The sequence below is a fragment of the Streptomyces sp. MMG1533 genome (genome assembly GCF_001279775.1).
Classification (GTDB): Bacteria; Actinomycetota; Actinomycetes; order Streptomycetales; family Streptomycetaceae; genus Streptomyces.
Genome location: NZ_LGDG01000122.1, coordinates 82,161 through 102,159 on the forward strand (window position 1 = coordinate 82,161; position 19,999 = coordinate 102,159).

At 70.5% G+C, this 19,999-nt stretch carries 21 protein-coding genes; 18 read left to right on the forward strand and 3 right to left on the reverse strand.

What is annotated here, in order from left to right:
* Positions 1–56 precede the first annotated feature (56 nt).
* Positions 57–278, reverse strand: coding sequence for a DUF3311 domain-containing protein (locus ADK57_RS13655; protein WP_053749691.1), 222 nt, complete (start codon positions 276–278; stop codon positions 57–59).
* Positions 279–444: 166 nt separating this feature from the next.
* Between ADK57_RS13655 and ADK57_RS13660 the strand changes: the two genes are divergently transcribed.
* From ADK57_RS13660 to ADK57_RS13680, 5 genes are all read left to right on the forward strand, one after another.
* Complete coding sequence (locus tag ADK57_RS13660) at positions 445–2,007, forward strand: sodium:solute symporter family protein (protein ID WP_053749692.1); 1,563 nt, start codon at positions 445–447, stop codon at positions 2,005–2,007.
* 68 nt (positions 2,008–2,075) lie between these two features.
* The gene (locus tag ADK57_RS13665; protein WP_234390175.1) at positions 2,076–2,591 is read left to right on the forward strand and encodes a SigE family RNA polymerase sigma factor; all 516 of its coding nucleotides are present in this window, start codon (positions 2,076–2,078) and stop codon (positions 2,589–2,591) included.
* 95 nt (positions 2,592–2,686) lie between these two features.
* The gene (locus tag ADK57_RS13670) at positions 2,687–3,004 is read left to right on the forward strand and encodes a hypothetical protein (protein WP_053749907.1); all 318 of its coding nucleotides are present in this window, start codon (positions 2,687–2,689) and stop codon (positions 3,002–3,004) included.
* A 93-nt stretch (positions 3,005–3,097) separates the two neighbouring features.
* The gene (locus ADK57_RS13675; protein WP_053749693.1) at positions 3,098–3,658 is read left to right on the forward strand and encodes an isochorismatase family protein; all 561 of its coding nucleotides are present in this window, start codon (positions 3,098–3,100) and stop codon (positions 3,656–3,658) included.
* A gap of 251 nt (positions 3,659–3,909) precedes the next feature.
* Complete coding sequence (locus tag ADK57_RS13680) at positions 3,910–4,605, forward strand: type 1 glutamine amidotransferase domain-containing protein (protein ID WP_053749694.1); 696 nt, start codon at positions 3,910–3,912, stop codon at positions 4,603–4,605.
* A 294-nt stretch (positions 4,606–4,899) separates the two neighbouring features.
* On the opposite strand, the gene ADK57_RS13685 is transcribed toward ADK57_RS13680, so the two are convergent.
* Positions 4,900–5,277, reverse strand: coding sequence for a DUF6479 family protein (locus ADK57_RS13685; RefSeq protein ID WP_053749695.1), 378 nt, complete (start codon positions 5,275–5,277; stop codon positions 4,900–4,902).
* A 130-nt stretch (positions 5,278–5,407) separates the two neighbouring features.
* Here ADK57_RS13685 and ADK57_RS13690 point away from each other — a divergent pair, with 130 nt between their 5' ends.
* Complete coding sequence (locus ADK57_RS13690) at positions 5,408–5,782, forward strand: ferredoxin (protein WP_053749696.1); 375 nt, start codon at positions 5,408–5,410, stop codon at positions 5,780–5,782.
* Between the two features lie 111 nt (positions 5,783–5,893).
* Complete coding sequence (locus ADK57_RS13695; protein WP_053749697.1) at positions 5,894–7,072, forward strand: acyl-CoA dehydrogenase family protein; 1,179 nt, start codon at positions 5,894–5,896, stop codon at positions 7,070–7,072.
* A gap of 550 nt (positions 7,073–7,622) precedes the next feature.
* Here ADK57_RS13695 and ADK57_RS13705 read toward each other — a convergent pair.
* Positions 7,623–8,492, reverse strand: a complete 870-nt coding sequence (locus ADK57_RS13705; protein ID WP_053749698.1) for a helix-turn-helix domain-containing protein — start codon at positions 8,490–8,492, stop codon at positions 7,623–7,625.
* A 184-nt stretch (positions 8,493–8,676) separates the two neighbouring features.
* Here ADK57_RS13705 and ADK57_RS13710 point away from each other — a divergent pair, with 184 nt between their 5' ends.
* From ADK57_RS13710 to ADK57_RS13765, 11 genes are all read left to right on the forward strand, one after another.
* The gene (locus ADK57_RS13710; RefSeq protein WP_053749699.1) at positions 8,677–9,693 is read left to right on the forward strand and encodes a zinc-dependent alcohol dehydrogenase family protein; all 1,017 of its coding nucleotides are present in this window, start codon (positions 8,677–8,679) and stop codon (positions 9,691–9,693) included.
* Between the two features lie 55 nt (positions 9,694–9,748).
* Complete coding sequence (locus ADK57_RS13715) at positions 9,749–10,702, forward strand: alpha/beta hydrolase (protein ID WP_053749700.1); 954 nt, start codon at positions 9,749–9,751, stop codon at positions 10,700–10,702.
* 161 nt (positions 10,703–10,863) lie between these two features.
* Positions 10,864–11,529 carry an SDR family oxidoreductase gene (locus ADK57_RS13720; protein ID WP_053749701.1) on the forward strand — a complete coding sequence of 222 codons (666 nt, stop codon included), beginning with the start codon at positions 10,864–10,866 and terminating at the stop codon, positions 11,527–11,529.
* Between the two features lie 15 nt (positions 11,530–11,544).
* On the forward strand, positions 11,545–12,057 hold the full coding sequence (locus ADK57_RS13730; protein ID WP_078973107.1) for a cyclophilin-like fold protein: 513 nt from the start codon (positions 11,545–11,547) through the stop codon (positions 12,055–12,057).
* 182 nt (positions 12,058–12,239) lie between these two features.
* The gene (locus ADK57_RS13735) at positions 12,240–13,496 is read left to right on the forward strand and encodes an MFS transporter (RefSeq protein WP_053749704.1); all 1,257 of its coding nucleotides are present in this window, start codon (positions 12,240–12,242) and stop codon (positions 13,494–13,496) included.
* Positions 13,497–13,564: 68 nt separating this feature from the next.
* Positions 13,565–14,332 (forward strand): glucose 1-dehydrogenase, encoded by a 768-nt coding sequence (locus ADK57_RS13740; protein ID WP_053749705.1) that lies wholly within the window; start codon positions 13,565–13,567, stop codon positions 14,330–14,332.
* A gap of 98 nt (positions 14,333–14,430) precedes the next feature.
* Positions 14,431–15,198, forward strand: a complete 768-nt coding sequence (locus ADK57_RS13745) for an SDR family NAD(P)-dependent oxidoreductase (protein ID WP_053749706.1) — start codon at positions 14,431–14,433, stop codon at positions 15,196–15,198.
* A gap of 36 nt (positions 15,199–15,234) precedes the next feature.
* Positions 15,235–15,648 carry a cupin domain-containing protein gene (locus ADK57_RS13750; protein ID WP_053749707.1) on the forward strand — a complete coding sequence of 138 codons (414 nt, stop codon included), beginning with the start codon at positions 15,235–15,237 and terminating at the stop codon, positions 15,646–15,648.
* 403 nt (positions 15,649–16,051) lie between these two features.
* Positions 16,052–16,702 carry a (2Fe-2S)-binding protein gene (locus ADK57_RS13755; protein WP_053749708.1) on the forward strand — a complete coding sequence of 217 codons (651 nt, stop codon included), beginning with the start codon at positions 16,052–16,054 and terminating at the stop codon, positions 16,700–16,702.
* Between the two features lie 12 nt (positions 16,703–16,714).
* Positions 16,715–17,695, forward strand: a complete 981-nt coding sequence (locus tag ADK57_RS13760; RefSeq protein ID WP_053749709.1) for an FAD binding domain-containing protein — start codon at positions 16,715–16,717, stop codon at positions 17,693–17,695.
* The gene (locus tag ADK57_RS13765; protein ID WP_053749710.1) at positions 17,692–19,884 is read left to right on the forward strand and encodes a xanthine dehydrogenase family protein molybdopterin-binding subunit; all 2,193 of its coding nucleotides are present in this window, start codon (positions 17,692–17,694) and stop codon (positions 19,882–19,884) included. The genes ADK57_RS13760 and ADK57_RS13765 overlap by 4 nt, the downstream gene beginning before the upstream one ends.
* The last annotated feature ends 115 nt before the right edge of the window (positions 19,885–19,999 follow it).

Sequence of the window (19,999 nt, forward strand, 5' to 3'; positions counted from 1 at the left end):
ACAGGCAGTGCGTGAAGACCGGCGACCGGGGTGTGACCTCCGGTCGCCGGCCCGGATCAGGGATCGCGGTGTTCGTGCCTGGTCAGCGCGTACGCGGCGAGCAGGCAGAGGCCGCACCCCGGCACCCAGGCGAGCTGGTACCAGTAGAAGAACGGCGTGCCCGCGAGCCGTGGGCTCGCACCGGCGTACCAGGGGACCCACAGCAGTCCCGCCGCGGGTGCGAGGAGCAGGAGGGCGACGGCGACGCGCCGTAGCCGGTGATGACCGGTCCGTGCCATGACCTGCGCTCCTCTCCCGCTCGCTGTGGGTCTGTGCAAGAGTTGCCCACCCGCCGGAAGTGGTTGACAGCGGATTTCCAGAAGATTTCCGGCCGTGCTCCGTCAACCGAATCAGCCGTCTGCGCAACCAACCGGTGAGACCCAGGCACACCAAGGACGGTGACCCATGGCCGATGGCGCCATGACCGCGACGTTTCTCGCCGTGATCGGCGGGGCGTCGCTGCTCGCGGTCACCGCACGCCGCCTGCACCCGAGCGACCGGCTGCCCTCCCTGGAGGGCTGGGCGCTGGCCGACCGGAGCCTTGGCCCCGTGTGGACCTGGTTCCTGCTCGGCGGCACGATCTTCACCGCCTACACCTTCACCGCCGTCCCCGGACTGGCGTACGGCAACGGCGCGCCCGCCTTCTTCGCCGTGCCGTACACGGTGATCGTCTGCCCGCTCGCCTTCGTGCTGCTGAGCAGACTGTGGACCGTGGCCCGCCGGCACGGCTACATCACCGCCGCCGACTTCGTGCGCGGACGCTACGGGTCGCCGCCGCTGGCCCTGGTGGTCGCGCTGACCGGGATCCTCGCGACGATGCCGTACCTGGCGTTGCAACTGCTCGGCATCCGCGCGGTGTTGACGGCCGGAGGCGTGTACCCGCGCGGCGCGGGCGGCGACCTGGTGATGGTCGCGCTCTTCGCGGGGCTCGCGGTGGCGACGTACCGGCACGGGCTGCGGGCGCCCACCGTGATCTCCGCACTCAAGGCGGTGGCCGTCTTCGTCTCGCTCACCGCCGTCTGCTGGCTGGTCCTCGACCGGCTCGGCGGCCCCGGGCCGGTCTTCGACGGCGCCGCCCGGCGGCTCGGCGGGACGGACGCGGCGCACTCCGCGCTGCTGTTGTCCCCCGCCCAGCAGCCGGCCTACGCCACGCTCGCCCTCGGTTCCGCGCTGGCCCTGCTGATGTACCCGCACGTCCTCACCGCGGGGTTCGCCGCCGACGGCCCGCGCACCCTGCGCAAGGTCTCCGTGGCGCTGCCCGCCTGGACGGGGCTGCTCGCGCTCTTCGGCTTCCTCGGCGTCGCCGCCCTCGCGGTGGGCGTACGCGCACCGGAAGGCGGGGCCGAGGCCGCCGTGCCGATGCTCGTCGACCGGCTGATGCCGGCGCCGCTGGCCGGGCTGGTGTTCGCCGCGATCACCGTGGGGGCGCTGGTCCCGGCCGCCGTGATGTCCATAGCCGCCGCCACCAGCTTCGTACGGAACGTGTACGTCGAGTACGTCCACCCGACCGCCACCCCCAAGCGGCAGGTGCGCATCGCCAAGGCGGTGTCGCTGACCGCGAAGGTGGGGGCGGTCGCGTTCGTGTTCGGGCTGCGCGACCAGGACGCGATCAATCTCCAACTGCTCGGCGGCGTCTGGATCCTGCAGATCTTCCCCGCCGTGGCAGTCGGGCTGTTCACCGGGCGGCTGCATCCACGGGCGCTCCTGGCCGGATGGGCCGTGGGCATGGCGGCCGGAACCGTCCTGGTGGTGCGGGAGGGGTTCTCGTCCGTCGTGCCGGTCGGCCTCGGCGGCCCGCCCGTGGAGATCTACGCCGGGCTCGTCGCCCTGCTGCTCAATCTGACCGTCGCCGTGGCCGCAACCCTGGCCATGGAACGCCTCGGCGTCCCGCGCGGCGCCGACCTGACCGACCTACCGACCCGCCTGGCCGTCAGGCGGCGCCCCGAGACGGGAGCGAACAACCCGTGAGACGCAGACCGGACATCCCCCTCACGCTGCCGCCCGTGCCGCCGCCCGCGACTCCGGCCGATCCCCTCATGCCCCCGGTGAGCGACCCGGCCGACCTGGAGCGGGAGGCCGCCCTGGCCCGTCTGTTCGAGCTGCACTACGCCTCCATGCTGCGCCTGGCGGTGCTGCTCGGCGCGGACGATCCGGAGAACGTGGTCGCCGAGGCGTACTACCAGATCTACCGCAAGTGGCGGCGGCTGCGGGACACCCAGGCGGCGGAGGCGTATCTGCGCTCCACCGTCTGCAACCTGACCCGGATGCGCATACGTCACCTTCAAGTGGCCCGCAGACATGTGGAGAACCCGCCGGAGGAGGTCGTCGCCTCCGCCGAGAGCACCGCCCTCCTGCACGACGACCAGCGTGTGCTGATCGACGCACTCCAGCAGTTGCCGGCCCGGCAGCGCGAGGCGCTCGTGCTGCGGCACTGGCTCGGCCTGAAGGAGAGCGAGATCGCCGCCGCGATGGGCATCTCCTGCGGGTCGGTCAAGACACACACGGCGCGCGGTATCGCCGCCCTGAGCCAGGCGATGGAGGCTCGGAGATGAACGACACCGGCCGGGGCCGCACCGAGAACGAACGCACGGCGAAGGGCCACCCCGCGAACGAACGCACGGCGAACGACCACACGGAGAAGGACGGCATGGAACACGAGCGCGGCCGGGCGCCGGAAGGCGTGGCGGACGTGGGCCGGACGGAACGGGAACTGCGCGAAGCCCTGGAGACGCTGGCCGGCGGAGTACGGGCCGCGCCGGACGCCTATCGCACGGCCCGCGGCGAGTGGCTGCGCCGGGAACGCCGCCGCCGGCTCGTCCTCGCCGTCCTCATCGCCGTCGTCTTCACCCTGGCCACGCTGATCGGCCTGTGGGTCCTCAACCAGGCCCCGGCCGACCCCGGCGTCATCTTCTCCGGCGCCGGAAGCGCCATTGCCCCTGGCGGGGCGGTGATCGGGCCGGGATGAGGGGCGTGCGGTGCGGAGTTCGTGCCGCCGGCTTGTCAGTGGGCAGGTCTAGTGTGCGTGACACCGGAACCAGGCCTGACCAAGGGGGAGCCCATGACCACGCTCGACAACCGTCCGAACACGGCACTCCTCGTCGTCGACGTGCAGAAGGGCGTCGTCGACGAAGCCCACGAGCGCGACACGGTCGTCGCGAACATCGGCAGTCTCGTCGAGAAGGCGCGGCAGGAACGGGTCCCCGTCGTCTGGGTCCAGCATTCCGACGAGCAGATGGCGAAGGGGAGCGACGACTGGCGGATCGTCCCCGAGCTGACTCCGGGCATCGGCGAGCCGCTCGTCGAGAAGACCTACGGCGACTCCTTCGAGGACACCATGCTCGAGACCGTGTTGTCGGGCCTCGGAGTCGGCCGACTCGTCGTCGTCGGCGCGGCGACCGATGTGTGCATCCGCTCGACGCTGCACGGTGCGCTCGTCAGGGGATACGACGCGACCCTTGTCAGCGACGCCCATACGACGGACGACCAGACCGCTTGGGGAGCGCCGCCGCCGGACCAGGTCATCGCGCACACGAACCTGTACTGGACCTACCAGACGGCACCGGGGCGCACGGCCGGGACGGTCGGGACCCGCGACGTCGCCTTCGGCGGTATGTCCTGAAGCCACGTCCGCGTGTCCACCGGCCCGGTCCCGCTGCACATCGCTGATCCGATGGCTGTGATCGACTCGGCCATTGGAAATCCGATGGTCTTTGTGCCTACGGTCGAGAACGTCGCCGGGTGGTCGAGAACGTCGCCGGGTGGCGGCAGTAAGCACGGGGTGGTGCTGATTCACCCAAGAGAGCCATAACCACCGTCCGTCACGGCAGCACCCTTTCCGATCCGAGACGGACAGTGCCCGAGGAGATGACGATGGCGAAGATCCTTTTCGTGATGACCGGTGCCGACCGCTGGACCCTGGCCGACGGCAGCACGCACCCCACCGGCTTCTGGGCCGAGGAGGCCGTCGCACCCTACGAGGCCTTCAAGGCCGCCGGGCACGAGGTCACCGTGGCCACCCCCGGCGGCGTGGTCCCGCCCGTCGACCAGGGCAGCCTCGGCTCCGGCGCCAACGGTGGCCCGGAGCAGGCCGCCAAGATCCGCGCCGTCGTGGAGACGGCTCCCGAGCTCCGGGCCCCGATCGCGCTGACCGACGTACGCCTCGACGAGTACGACGCGGTCTATGTCCCCGGCGGCCACGGCCCCATGGAGGACCTGGCGGTGAACGCGGACTCGGGCACCATCCTCACGCGGGCGGTGGGGAGCGGGATGCCGGTCGGCGTGGTCTGCCACGGCCCGGCCGCGCTGCTCGCCGCGGTCAAGGAGGACGGCACCAACGCCTACGCCGGCTTCCGCATCACCGCTTTCACCAACACCGAGGAGCAGCTCGCCGGCAACGCCGAGCGCGCCAAGTGGCTGCTCCAGGACCGCCTGACGGAGGCGGGCCTGAAAGTCGAGGTCGGCGAGCCATGGGCGCCGCACGTCGAGGTCGACCGCAACGTCGTCACCGGCCAGAACCCGGCCTCCTCCGCCCCGCTCGCCGCCGAGCTGCTCAAGAAGCTGGCCTGAAAGTCCCTGGCGTGGAGGCGGGCGAACGGCAGGGCGTCCGTCTCCACGTGGCCGCCGCCCGCTTCTGCTTCGTCGGCCTGGCCTCGGCCTCGGCGAGTGCCGGTGGCGTACCGCCGTCTTGAGCGCAACCGCGGTGCCTCCTGCGGAACCGGCCCTGGACGCCGGGGAGTTCGACATTGCCGCCCACCGCAGGTCGGTCGGTCGCCGAGTTGCAGGTCTGCAACGCGCTGCTACGGCAACGCCCCGCTACGGCCGCGACGGCGCCCGCCCCCGTCGCTTCCGGCTACGGCCGCGTCAGCGCCCGCCCGCTCCGCCGCTCCCGAAGGAACCGCTGCTGCCCTCCTCCCAGCGGGGCCGGTCCGTGGACGAGTCGGTCCGGGTTCCGGCGTCGCCGTGGCCGTGGCCGTGGCCGGAGAGCTGGTGCGGGGTCAGACGGTGATCACTCCGCGGCACCTCGTCGGGCTCCCGGTTCTCCCGCACCTCGCGGACCGGACCGTCCTCCGGCAGCCGCGGCTGCTCCTCGGGCGTCGGCCGCGGGGGCTCCCGGCGCTTGACGCGGACACCGAGAGCGAAGGCGCCGATCAGCACCGCCACGACCACCACACCCACCACGACCAGGCCGAGGCCGAGAGCGCCCCGACCTGCGGCGATGTCCATCCATGAGGTATTCATGGCACGCGAGTACCCCTGGCACCGTCGGCGAACCTGTGCCCCGCGCGGTCGGGCGGCGGACCCCGGAGAAGGGGCCGGAACCCTGGGAAACACGGGGTTTGGCCCGGTCGGCGGCGGCTACCCGCCCGGTGTGACATCGACGACAGACCAACAGGAGCTCTTCCGGTTCCTGGAGGACAGGTTCGCCTGCGCCCAGGCGTGCACCGAGTGCGCACGGGCGTGTGCCCTGCGCGCAAGCCTCATGGATCCGGACGGCACAGAGGAACAGGAACTCGTACGGCGCAAGGGCATCATGTGCGCGGAGGTCTGCGACGCGACCTGCCGGGTGCTCTCCGAGCAGAACTGCCTGGACGAGGAGGGCATCCGCGTCCAGCTGGAGTGGTGCCGGTCGGTGTGCCTGGAGTGCGCGCACGTCTTCGACCGGTACCCGGGCACGGAGGACGGCGCGAAGGCGTGCCGTGAGTGCGCACAGGCCTGCTCGGACTTCATCGCCACCCTGGTCTGAGAGTTCGGCCGACGGGGCGCCGAGGGGCCGACCGCGCATGCCCATTCCCAATTTCTGGAACACGTTCTACGGTGTGCGCGGTCAGGACCGGCCTGGGAGCCTGGAGGCGCCGTGCATCTCGATCACACGCCCGAGCAGCAGCGACTGCGCACCGAACTGCGCGCCTACTTCGCCGAGTTGGTGCCGGACAACGCCCACGCCCGCTACACCGACCGGGCCGCGCAGAAGCGCTTCTACCGCGACACCATCCGCCGCCTCGGCCAGGACGGCCGGCTCGGCGTGAGCTGGCCGAAGGAGTACGGCGGCCAGGGCCTCACCGCGATGGAGCAGTTCATCTTCTTCGACGAGGCCGCCCAGGCCGGCGTGCCCCTGCCGCTCATGGCCCTGAACACCGTGGGACCGACGATCATGCGGTACGGCTCGGAGGAGCAGAAGGCGTACTTCCTGCCGAAGATCCTCTCCGGCGAGATCGACTTCGCGATCGGCTACAGCGAGCCCGACGCGGGCACCGACCTGGCCTCTCTCAAGACCCGTGCCGTCCGGGACGGCGACGAGTACGTCGTCAACGGCCACAAGATCTGGACCACCAACGGCGACACCGCCGACTGGGTCTGGCTCGCGGTCCGCACCGACCCCGACGCACCGCCGCACAAGGGCATCACCATGCTCCTCATGCCGACCAGCGACCCCGGCTACTCCTGCACCGTCATCAACACCCTCGCCTCGCACGACACCACGGCCAGCTACTACGAGAACGTCCGCGTCCCCGTCTCCCACCGGGTCGGCGAGGAGAACCAGGGCTGGCGGCTGATCACCAACCAGCTCAACCACGAACGCGTCACCCTCGCCGCACACGGGACCATGGCGATCCGCGCCCTGCACGACGTCCAGCGCTGGGCCATGGAGACCAAGCTCGCCGACGGCCGCCGCGTCGTCGACCTGCCCTGGGTACGCCGCCTCCTGGCCCGCACCCACACCAGGCTCGACGCCCTCAAGCTCCTCAACTGGCGGATGGTGGGCGCCGTGGAGGACGGCACCCTCACCCCGCAGGACGCCTCCGCGGTCAAGGTGTACGGCTCCGAGGCCCGCCGGGACGCATACGCCTGGCTCATGGAGATCGTCGGAGCCGCGGGCGCGCTCAAGGAAGGCTCGGCCGGCGCGGTACTGCACGGCGAGCTGGAACGCGGCTACCGCTCGGCGGTCATCTTCACCTTCGGCGGCGGCAACAACGAGATCCAGCGGGAGATCATCTCGTGGATCGGGCTGGGGATGCCGCGGGTACGCCGCTGACCGTTTGTGACGAGGATTTTGGTTGGCACAAAAGAGGGATAGTTGGCACCAAGATCACGGCCGTTGTCACAGGTGTCGGCGCATCACCTCGATGCACGTGGCGCGGGCTGCGTTCGACCGGTCCCGGGGATACGGGAGTCCGTGTTCATGCCGCTGTCGCTGGTGATCGGTGGCTGCTGCCAGGCGAGGCTCATCTGTGCGCCGGCGTCCGCACGCGCCGTGGCCACGAGGCTTGCGTAGGGTCCCGCGACGGTCGTGGCCTCGATCTGGAGCCATGCCTGGTGAAAGGCCATTCGTGCCAGCAGGCTGCTGACCTCGTCGGTGAGCTGTTGCCGTACGGCGGACGAGGACTCCGGTCGGCGCCGGGCCGTTGGACGGTGCCGCTGATACGGGCGCTCGCCGATAGGCCGTGATCTCGGTGCGCGCCAGCCGAGAAGGCGGAGACGTCCATCGGCTGCGGAGAGCATCGCCCCACACCAACCAGGCACGGGCCTGCCTCTGAGGCGACCGGCACGATCCCGGCCGCTCCTACAGCGGCGACCCGTCGCGGTCAGCCAAGGGGGGAGGAGGCCGGCAGGTGCTGGTCGGCGGCCCAGGAGGCGAGGATGCGCAGCCGTTCGTGGGTGGGGGAGCCGGGGAGGGCCGTCCAGACGGTGAGGTTCTGGTCGGGGTCGGTGTTGGCGGTGAGGGTGTCCCAGTCCAGGACGAGTTCGCCGACGACGGGATGGTTGAGGGTCTTGGTGCCCACGGTGCGGGCGGCGACGTGGTGGTCGCCCCACCAGCGGGCGAACTGCTTGTCGCGCATGGACAGTTCACCGACCAGCTCGATCAGGCGGGGGTCCTCGGGATATTTCGCGGCCCCCATGCGCAGCTGGGCGACAGAGATCTGCGCGGAGGTCTCCCAGTCGGCGTACAGAGTGCGCATGGCCGGATCGGTGAACTGGATCCGGGGATAGTTGCGGTGCTTCTCCGGCAGGCGGGAGAAGTCGGTGACCAGGGCTGCGGCCAGTGCGTTCCAGGCGAGGATGTCCCCGCGTCGGCCCTGCACGATGGCCGGGGTGGCGGTGAGGTCGTCCAGGACCCGCTGCAGCTGCGGCTGGACCTTCTGCCTGCTGCGCCGTCGGGTACGGGTGCTGGTCTTTCCGGCGAGCTGGAAGAGGTAGCCCCGCTCGTCGTCGTCCAGGTGGAGTACCCGGGCCAGGACGTCCAGCACGGGCGCCGATGCCTGCATGCGGCCCTGTTCGAGACGGGTGTAGTAGTCGGTGCTGATGCTGGCGAGCTGGGCGACCTCCTCGCGGCGCAGCCCGTCCACCCGGCGAGGCTTGCCGGTTTCCGGCAGCCCGACCGTGCGCGGGCTCAGCTCCGAGCGGCGCTTCTTGAGGAATTCTCCCAGCTCATTGAGGGGGACGTTGGCGGTCATGCTTCCCAGGATGACACCGATTCCACCCGAGAAAGGGGGGAGAATTTACTCCCTGGATGTTCCCCTCCCGGGATGAATTTCTCCGCTTTTCGCGCCTGCCCTCGCGTGTAAGTCTCGATACCGAGCAGCCGATGGTGACCTTCGGCTGCGGCTCACCGACCCCCGCACCGAAGGAAGCACCCCCATGCGCGGAGCAGTCATTCACGCCCCCGGCGACGTGCGCTTCGAAACCCTCGACGACCCGAAGGTCATCCACCCGACCGACGCGGTAATCCGCACGGTCGCCACCTGCGTGTGCGGCTCGGACCTGTGGCCCTACCGCGGCGCGGAACCCATCGGCGACCCGCACCCGATGGGGCACGAGTACGTCGGCATCGTCGAGGAGGTGGGCAGCGAGGTCGCCGACGTCAAGCCGGGCCAGTTCGTGGTCGGCTCCTTCGCCACATCGGACAACACCTGCGCCAACTGTCGTAACGGCTGGCAGTCCAACTGCCTGCACCGCGAGTTCATGAGCACCTGTCAGGCCGACTACGTGCGCATTCCCAACGCCCACGGCACCCTCGTCGCCACCGACGAACACCCGGACGCCGAGATGGTGCCCAGCCTGCTCGCCGTCTCCGACGTGATGGGCACCGGCTGGTACGCCGCTCTCGCCGCCGAGGTGAAGCCCGGCTCCACCGCGGTCGTGGTCGGCGACGGAGCGGTCGGCCTGTGCGGCGTGATAGCCGCCAGGGAACTCGGCGCCGAGCAGATCATCGCCATGAGCCGCCACGAATCCCGGCAGAAGCTCGCTCTGGAGTTCGGCGCCACCGAGGTAATCAGCGAGCGCGGCGATGAAGGCGTCGCCCGCGTCAAGGACTTCACCGGCGGCATAGGCGCGGACTCCGTGCTGGAGTGCGTGGGCACCGCCGAGTCGATGCGGCAGGCCCTGCACTCCGCCCGGCCCGGCGGCAACGTCGGCTTCGTCGGAGTCCCCCACGACGTGGCCGTCGACGGCCAGGAGCTGTTCTTCTCCCACGTCGGCCTGCGCGGCGGCCCCGCCCCCGTGCGCCGCTACCTGCCCGATCTGATCGACCGGGTCCTGACCGGCCGGATCAACCCGGGCAAGGTCTTCGACCTCACCCTGCCCCTGGAGCAGGTCGCCGAGGGCTACAAGGCGATGGACGAGCGCCGCGCCATCAAGGCCCTCCTCAAGCCCTGACCCCCAGGCCGGTGACCGGCTGCCCCTGTCGAGCACCACAGAAGTGAGACAAGGAATGCCTGCAGTAGGCAACTACATTTTCGACCTGGACGAGAACGTCACCCGGAAGCCGGTGTCGTACGAGAACAGGTACGGGATCACCATCTCCGCAGACCTCTACCAGCCGAAGGACTTCGACGCCTCCCAGGAACACCCCGCGATCATCGTCGGCGCACCGTACGGCGGCGTGAAGGAGCAGGGCCCGGGCATCTACGCCCAGAGCCTGGCCCGGCGCGGCTTCGTGGCCCTCGCCTTCGACCCCTCCTACAACGGTTACAGCGGCGGCGACCCGCGACACGTCTCCTCCGCCGACATCTTCACCGAGGACTTCAGCGCGGCCGTCGACTACCTGGGCACCCGTGACTTCGTGAACCGGGACCGCATCGGCGTCGTCGGCATGTGCGGCAGCGGCGGCTTCGCCCTGAGCGCGGCCCAGGTCGACCGGCGCATCAAGGCGGTCGCCGCGGTCGTCATGTACGACATCGCCCGGATCTCCTCTGAGGGCTGGCAGGGCTCCCTCACCGCGGAGGAACGAGGCGCCATGCTCGACGCGATCGCCGACCAGCGGTACGCGGACTTCGAGGCCCACGCCCCCGCCCTGACCCCGCGCGGCGCGCCCATCGGGTTCGACGAGAACACCAACCCGGTCGGCCGTGAGTTCGGCGAGTTCTACTCCACTCCTCGGGGCTACCACCCGAACTCCATCACCCAGTTCACGCTGACGAGCGGCATGTCGTTGATGAACTTCCCGCTGCTGTCGAAGATCGAGTGGATCTCGCCGCGGCCCATCCTGTTCGTCGTCGGCGAGAACGCCCACTCGCGGTACTTCAGCGAGGACGCCTATGAACTCGCGGCCGAACCGAAGGAGTTCCACGTCGTCCCGAACGCCGGTCACGTCGATCTGTACGACAAGACGGACCTGATCCCGTTCGACAAGCTGGAGGAGTTCTTCAGCAAGAACCTGGCCTGATCTCACGCCGCGCACCGCGTACGACCGCACCGGACGGCGACGGGCGCACATTGTCACCGGCCCTCGGCCTCCTCCCGCCCCGCACTCACACCATCGGGCCGCATCACCGGCAGCGCTGATGCGGGCGGGGGCCACCACCTCCACAAGGAACGACGAACCCCATGACGACCTTCGCGCTCATCGGCGCCGGCCCCGGTCTCGGGCTGGCCACCGCCCGCCGCTTCGGCGTCGCCGGCCACGCCGTCGCCCTCATCGCCCGCAACGCCGAGCGCCTGGAGGAGATGACCGCCGAGCTGGCCCGCGACGGCATCCAGGCCCGCGGCTTCACCGCCGACGTCCTCGACATCGAGTCCCTGGACGCGGCCCTGTACACGGCCGCCAAGGACCTGGGGCCCATCGAGATCCTCCAGTACAGCCCCGTGCCCCGCGCCGACTTCATGAAGCCGGTCCGCGACACCCGCGCCGACGACCTTGAGGCGCCCCTCGCCTTCTCCGTGAAGGGCCCCGTCACCGCGGTGAACGCCGTTCTGTCCGGCATGCGCGAACTCGGCCGCGGCACCGTGCTGTTCGTCAACGGCTCCAGCGCCGTACGCCCCAACCCGAACGTGGCCGGTACCTCGATCGCGTTCGCCGCCGAGAGCGCCTATGCCCGCATGCTGCACGACGCGCTCGCCGGGGAGAACATCCACGCCGCGCAGCTGATCATCCCGGGCGCCATCCGGCCCGACGCCGAGCACAGCAGCCCCGACGTGCTGGCACAGCGGCTGTACGACATCCACCAGCAGCGGGACGGATTCCGCCACTACGCCGAGCCCCTGCCCGACTAGCCACTGGACGACCCCGTGAACCCGGCATCCCTTCGCGCTCTCGCCCGTGTGGCCCCGGCTGCCGCCCTGCTGCTGGTCGCGACCGCCTGCACCGGCGATTCCCTGTCCTCCTCCGCCTCCGCGTCGCCGCAGGCTTCGACAGCTCCGGCCGCCACCACCTCACCCGGCAGGACAACCGCCATGAACATCCGGCTCACGCTCAACGGCCACCGCATCGCCGCCACTCTGAACGACAGCGCCACCGCCCGCGACTTCGCTGCCCAGCTTCCGCTGACCCTGTCGCTGCGCGACTTCCACCAGGCCGAGAAGATCGCCGACCTGCCGCGAAAGCTGTCCACCTCCGGCGCCCCGGAAGGCGCCGATCCCAAGGCCGGCGACCTGGCGTACTACGCGCCCTGGAACCAGCTCGCCACCTACTACCGTGACGCCCCCTACGCGGCCGGACTGATCCCCCTCGGGCACATGGCCGACGGCGGCCCCGAGCAGCTCGCCACCGCCGACGAGATCACCGTCGAAGCCGCGCCCTGACCCGCTCCAGGCTCATCCCGCATGGGCCGCCCCGGAGGAAGGGGGGAGGCGATGCTCCCCTTTTCGCCCGGTTCGGTTCATGGAACCGTCGAAGACCCGGCTGCGCCGTCCGCAGTCCCGCGACGGCTTCAGCCGCTCCCCTCCTCGATCCGCCGATTTCCACACAAGGAGAGACCACACGTATGCCTTCCGCATCCGGGACCACCCCCGGCAAGCTTCCCTTCGTCGTCTGGGTGCTCGCCGCCGGCACGTTCCTGATGGGGACCACCGAGTTCGTCGTCGCCGGCCTGCTGCCGGAACTGGCCGGTGACCTCGGAGTCAGCGTCTCCCACGCCGGCTTGCTGATCACCGCCTTCGCCATCGGCATGATCGTCGGCGCGCCGACCATGGCGATGGCGACCCTGCGCCTGCCGCAGCGCCAGACGCTGGTTCTGGCCCTGTCCGTGTTCTGCCTCGGACATCTCGTCGCCGCGCTCAGCACGTCCTTCTCGGTCGTTCTCATCGCCCGCGTCGTCACGGCTCTGGCCACTGGGGCGTTCTGGTCCGTCGGTTTCGTCGTCGCCACCACCGCCGCGGGCCCGCGCAACGCCACCCGCGCCACGGGCGTCATGATCGGGGGCCTGACCCTGGCCAACGTCGTCGGTGTGCCGATCGGCTCCTTCGCCGGCCAGTTCACCGGCTGGCGCGGCCCCTTCTGGGCCCTGGCCGTCCTCTCCGGCCTTGCCGCCGCTTTCATCGGCCGCTTCATCCCGGCCCAGGAGCAGCGCGCCGAGGTGTCCCTCCGGGCCGAGGTCCGGGCTCTGCGGCAGGGCCGGCTGTGGCTGGCGCTCGGCGCCGCGATGCTGATCATGGGCGGTGTGCTGGCGACGTACACCTACGTCACGCCGCTGCTGACCGACCGCGCAGGCATCCCCGCAGGCGCCGTACCGCTCGTCCTCATCGCCTTCGGCGTCGGCGCGCTGGGCGGCACCACCATGGGAGGCCGCTTGGGCGACCGGCGTCCGATGGCCACCACCATCACGGCCGCCACGGCCACCGCCCTGGTCCTGCTCCTGATGATCCCGCTGTCCGGCAACCCGGTGACGGCTACCCTCCTCGTCTTCCTCATGGGCCTGACCGGCTTCACGGTCAACCCGGTCGTCACGGCTCTCGCCATGCGCTTCGCAGGCGATGCCCCCACCCTCACCTCGGCGCTGACCACCTCCGCCTTCAACACGGGCATCGCCGCCGGATCGGCGATCGCCGCTACGGCCCTGGACTCCTCCCTCGGCCTGACCGGCCCGCCCCTGGTCGGCACCGTCATCGCCGTCCTCACGCTGCTGCCCCTGATCGCTCTCGCCGTCCACGGCACTTCCCGCAAGGGCCGGATCGTGGCCCGGAGCAGCGCTGCCACGCACACGCGACACGACGCCCCCGCGCAGGTGCCGTCGCAGCACTGACCGAGGCCCGGATCCGCGCACTGCTGACACGAACCCGACGACGCACAGCAGGCGAGAGGAATCTGCACATGACTGTGAACAACGCGGACTTCACCGGCAAGGCGGCTTTCGTGACCGGAGCCGGCTCCGGCATCGGCCGCGCCACCGCCGTCGCCTTTGCCCGCGCGAGCGCCCGCGTCGCCCTCGCCGACCTGTCCGAGGACGGCCTGCGAGAGTCCGCACGGCTCGTCGAGGAGGCGGGCGGGCAGGCCCTGGCCCTCACCTGTGACGTCACCAGTGAAGACGACGTGAAGTCTGCGCTGGACGACACCATTCAGGCGTTCGGACGACTGGACGCCGCCTTCAACAACGCCGGCGTCGAGCAGCCGGTCAAGCCGGCCGCGGACATCGAGAAGGACGAGTGGGACCGCGTCATCGGAGTCAGCCTCACCGGGATGTTCCTGTGCATGAGGCACCAGATCCCCCTCATGCTCCAGCAGGGGGGCGGCGCGATCGTCAACGCCTCGTCAGGCGCCGGAGTCAAGGGCTTCAAGGGACAGGCGGCCTACGCCGCGGCCAAGCACGGCGTGATCGGCCTGACCCGCTCGACGGCCCTCGACTACGCGTCGTCCAACGTCCGCGTCAACGCCGTCTGCCCCGGCATCATCGACACCGAGATGATCCAGCGCTTCGCCGAAAGCACACCCGGAGGAGGCGACGCACTGATCGCGGACGAGCCCATCGGACGCCTCGGCACACCGGACGAGATCGCCGCCGCCGTGCTCTGGCTCTGCTCGGACACCGCCTCCTTCGCCACCGGCCACGCCCTGGTCGTCGACGGCGGCCAGACCGTCTGACGGCGGTTCATGGCAAGGCGTCGTGCCTCCGCAGCCCATCCGGGCAGCCCGACTCCACTCATGCCACCACACCTCTGCACTCGAACGGAGACCACGACGTGAACCCCACGTACGACTTCACCGGCCAGGTCGCCCTCGTCACCGGAGCCGGCGCCGGCATGGGCCTGGCGACCGCCCGCGCGTTCGCCGAGTCCGGAGCCGCCGTCGCGCTGACCGACATCGACGAAGCCGCCCTGGACGCAGCCGTCAAGGAACTCACCGACTCCGGCCACCGAGCACTCGCCCTCACCTGCGACGTCAGCGACGAGGACCAAGTGGCGGCCGCGGTCGACCGCACCGTGGAGACCTTCGGCCGCCTGGACATGGCCTACAACAACGCCGGCATCCAGATCCCGCCCAGCGACGCCGCCGACGAACCCGCCGAGCGGTTCGACCGCGTCAACGCCATCAACCTCCGCGGTGTCTGGGCCTGCATGAAGCACGAGCTGCGGCACATGCGTGCCCAGGGCAGCGGCGCGATCGTCAACTGCTCCTCGCTCGGCGGCCTGGTCGGCCTCCCCGGCCGCGCCTCCTACCACGCCTCCAAGCACGGCGTGATCGGCCTGACCGTCAGCGCCGCCCTCGAATACGCCCCGCGCAGCATCCGCGTCAACGCCGTCTGCCCCGGCACCATCGACACCCCCATGGTCAATGACATGATCGCCAAGGGGGAACTGGACCGCGCCGAGGCCGAGGCGAACCACCCCATCAACCGGCTCGGCACCGCCGAGGAGATCGCCCAGGCGGTCCTGTGGCTGTGCAGCCCCGGGGCGGGTTTCGTCATCGGTGTCGCGCTCCCCGTGGACGGCGGCTACGTCGCCCGCTAGGGACTGCCCACCCGCGAAAGAGAGTTCAGAGACACCATGGAATTCATCAATCAGCAGCCCAGCAGCAAGGCCCCGGCGGACTGGTTCACCGGCGACGTCTGGTGGGACGTCATCGTGGCCGGCCAAGCCCCGTCCAGGATGCGTGCCAACCTGGTCCGCTTCTCACCGGGCGCCCGCACCAACTGGCACTCCCACGCCCTGGGCCAGACCCTGCACATCGTTTCCGGCATCGCCCTGATCGGCACCCGGGACGGCACCGTCTTCGAGGCCCACCCCGGCGAGACCGTCGCCTGCCCGCCGAACGAGGAACACTGGCACGGCGCCACCCCCGACCGGTTCATGGAGCACATCGCCCTGTGGGAGGGCACAGGCGACGGCACCCCCGAGACCGCCTGGGCCGAGCCGGTCACCGACCAGCAGTACGACGGCCCCCGCACCCACAACCAGTAGCCCCGGCCCGTCGATCACGCAACCCGGGCTCACACAGGACGTCAGGGCATCCGGCAGAAGGGCCGTGGTCGGAGACCTGCTCGAAGCGGACGATCAGTCCGCCACGCACAACGACGCGATGAGCGACGCGGACGCCACCCACACTCGGGGAGGCGACGCGGCTCTGTCCTGCCCCGCCCCGCGCGAAAGTGCCCCCGATGACGTCGGCCACTCGCTCCTGACGGAGCGTAAAGGGGGAGGAAAGTCTCCCTGCCACGAGTGTTGCCGGTGGTGCAAGACTCCCCAGGTGACCAGTCGCCGCTGCCAAAGCGCGCGGTTGCCCATATCCCTGCGGTGACGACGATCCACTCTCCCGTCCCGCTGTTGAGTACGGCCGATCCGTCCGCGACACGAAGGCGTACGTATGTCCACTGAACTCCCCGAGTCTGACGTTCCTCCCCCCACGGGGGCCGGCGAGTCCTCCCCGGCGCCCACTCGGCGCACGTTCATCGCCACCAGCACCGCGGTCGGTGGTGCCGTCGTCGCGGGCGGCGTGATCGGAGGGACCTCCCTCCTCGACCCGGAGGAGGCGACGGCCGCCGAGCGGCCGCCCTCCAGCCGCGTCTCCCTGACGGTCAACGGCACCCACCGGACCGTGACGGTCGACAACCGCACCTCACTGCTGGACCTGCTCCGCGAGCACCTCGGCCTCACCGGCTCGAAGAAGGGTTGCAACGCCGGGGCCTGCGGAGCGTGCACCGTGCTGGTCGACGGCCACCGGGTCAACTCCTGCCTGACGCTCGCCGTCCGGCTGGAAGGCACCGAGGTCACCACGGTCGAGGGCCTGGCCGATGGCGCCGAACTCCACCCGTTGCAACAGGCGTTCATCGACCAGGACGCCTTCCAGTGCGGCTACTGCACCCCCGGCCAGATCGTCTCCGGGGTGGGTTGCATCCAGGAGGGTCACACCGGCTCGCCGGAGGAGATCCGGGAGTGGATGAGCGGCAACATCTGCCGCTGCGGCTGCTACGTCAAGATCGTGCGCGCGGTCGAGCAGACCGCGGGCCGGAAGTAAGAGGAGCGGCCCGTGCATCCCTTCACCTACACCCGTGTCTCCAATACCCGGGAAGCCCTCGACGCCGGTCGCAGAGGCGGGCGTTACATCGCCGGCGGCACGACGCTGGTCGACCTGATGCGGGAGACCGTGGAGCAGCCCGAGACCCTGGTCGACATCAGCGGCCTGCCGTTGCACGAGGTCCTGGTCACCAAGGACGGCGGCCTGCGCATCGGCGCCCTGGTGAGCATGTCCGAGCTCGCCGCGCACCCCGCGGTGCGCGCCGCCTACCCGGTCGTCTCCCAGGCGCTGGAGCTGAGCGCCTCGGCCCAGTTGCGCAACATGGCCACCATCGGCGGCAACATCATGCAGCGCACCCGCTGCACCTACTTCCGCGATGTGACCGCCGACTGCAACAAGCGTGAGCCCGGCTCGGGTTGTGCCGCGCTGCACGGCTTCAACCGGATGCACGCGATCCTCGGCACCTCCGACGCCTGCGTCGCCACCCACCCCTCCGACGTCGCCGTGGCCTTCGCGGCCCTGGAGGCGACCGTGCACCTGCTGGGCCCGGACGGCGGGCGTGACCTCCCCTTCGCCGATTTCCTGTTGCGACCGGGCACCACACCTCAGCGCGAACAGGCGCTGAAACAGGGCGAGTTGATTACCACCGTGGAGATCCCGGCGCACCCCCGCCCGCTCAGGTCCGGCTATCTGAAGGTGCGTGACCGGCAGTCGTACGAGTTCGCGCTCACCTCGGCGGCCGTTGCGCTGCACATCAAGGGCGGGGTGATCCGCGAGGCGAAGGTCGCCGCCGGGGGAGTGGGCACGGTGCCCTGGAAGCTGCCCGAGGTCGAGCGGCACCTCGTCGGCCGACGCCCCTCGGACGCCCTGTGGACGGCGGCCGCGGAGAAGGCGGCGGAGGGGACGCGCCCGCTCGCGCACAACCGCTTCAAGGTCGCGCTGCTCAGGCGGACCGTCGAACGTCAGCTGCGTATCGTAGGAGGTATGAAGTGAGCCCCCAGCCGCAGGCAGCCGTGGGTGCGCCGCTGTCCCGGGTGGACGGGCGGCTGAAGGTCACGGGCAGGGCGGAGTACGCCGCCGAGCACGACATCAAAGGTGTCGTACACGCCGTCATCGTGGATGCGAGCGTCGGCCGCGGCCGGATCTCCTCCATCGACACGCACGCCGCCGAGAAGCACGCGGGTGTGCTGCGGGTGATCCACCACGGCAACGCGCCGAAGCTCCCGTACCGCGACAACGCCGGCTCCAACAACCCGGCCGGGCGGCGTTTGCGGGTGTTCCAGGACGACCGGGTGCTCTTCCATGGTCAGCCGGTCGCCGTCGTGGTGGCCACGACGTTGGAGGCCGCGCAGCACGGTGCGAGCCTGGTCAAGGTCCGCTACGACGCCGAAAAGCCCTCGACCGACCTCACCGAGTCCGAGCCGGGTGATCCGAACCCTTACGCACGCGGGGACGCGGAGGCCGGTCTGCGCTCCTCGGCGGTGCGGCTGGATGTGACGTATCGGCTGGCGCGCAATCACCACAACCCGATGGAGCCGCACGCCACCATCGCCCGCTGGGACGGCAACAAGCTGACGGTGTGGGACAAGACCCAGTGGGTGATGGGCACGCATGACGAGATCGCCGCGGTCTTCGACCTGCCGGCGGACGCGGTACGGGTCATCAACCCGTTCGTCGGGGGCGGGTTCGGCAGCGGGCTGCGCTGCTGGCCGCACACGATCGTCGCGGCGCTGGCCGCAAGGGTGACGCGTCGGCCGGTCAAGCTGGTGCTGTCGCGTAAGCAGATGTACTTCGGCACCGGCTTCCGGCCGTCGTACGCGTATCGGCTGCGCCTCGGCAGTGACCGGCGTGGGCGACTGAACGCCGCGATCCACGACATCGACGCCGAGACGTCCTCGTACGAGACGTTCACCGAGGCCGTCATGGGCGCGGGTCAGATGCTTTACAGCATGCCCAATGTCAGCCAGGCGTACCGGCAGGTGCCGCTGGATGTGAACACCCCGATCTGGATGCGCGGTCCCGGCTTCGCGTCGGCGTCTTTCGTGATCGAGTCGGCCATGGACGAGCTCGCGCACGAACTCGGCATCGACCCGATCGAGCTGCGTCGGCGCAACGAGCCGAGCGAGGACGAGTCGACGAGCGAGCCGTTCTCCACCCGGCGGCTGCGCGAGTGCTACACCGTGGGTGCCCGTGAGTTCGGCTGGCAGCGCCGCTCGTCCCGGCCGCGTGCGCGGCGCGAGGGTGACTGGCTGATCGGCCTGGGCATGGCCGCCGGCGTGTACGACTGCGGGCGTTTTCCCGCGCAGGCCAGGGCCCGTCTGGATGCCGACGGCACCGCGGTGGTCGAGGCGGCCACCAGTGACATGGGGCCGGGTACCTACACTTCGCAGACGCAGGTGGCGGCGGACGCGCTGGGTCTGACCATGCGTACGGTGACGTTCCGGCTCGGCGACTCCCTCTATCCGCCGACCTCACCGCACGGCGGCTCGGCGACGATGGCCAGTGTCGGCTCGGCCGTGGTCGACGCCTGCAACAAGGTGCGGCAGCAGGCGATCCGGCTGGCGGTCGAGGACCGCGAGTCGCCGCTGTACGGCGTGAACGCGGACGACGTGGTGGTCCGCAACGGTCGGCTGCACGTACAGGGCAGCCCGGCGCGCGGGGAGACCTACAAGAGCCTGCTGGCCCGGGGCGGCCGCGCCCGTCTGGAGGCGGACGGCTCCTACAACGGGCCGGGCAGCGACCGGTCCGCCTACTTCGCCTACAACGCCACCTTCGCCGAGGTCGCCGTGGACGCGACCCTGGGTCTGGTGCGAGTGCGGCGGATGCTCGGTGTCTACGACGCGGGCCGGATCATCAGCCCCAAGCTCGCCGAGAGTCAGGCGTTCGGCGGCATCGTGGGCGGTATCGGTACGGCGCTGCTGGAGCACACGGTCACCGACCACCGCGACGGCCGGATCGTCAACGCCAGTCTGGCCGACTACCTCGTGCCCGTGAACGCCGACGTCCCCGACATCAAGGCGATCTACCTGGACGGCGAGGACAACGCGGGCAACCTGCTGGGCGTCAAGGGCCTCGGCGAGGTCGTCCAGGTGGGGGTGGCGCCCGCCATCGCGAACGCGGTCTTCAACGCCACCGGCCGCCGTGTTCGCGAACTGCCCATCACCGCAGAGGTATTGCTCTAGCCCTGGCTCCTCTTTCGGTGAAGGGCCACCGACCGGTCCGGCAATCTGTCCCCCCGTCGGGTTGCCGGCCCCCGAGGGCCGCCGTCGCGTCCACGCTCCCCGCCGGCGTGGCGGC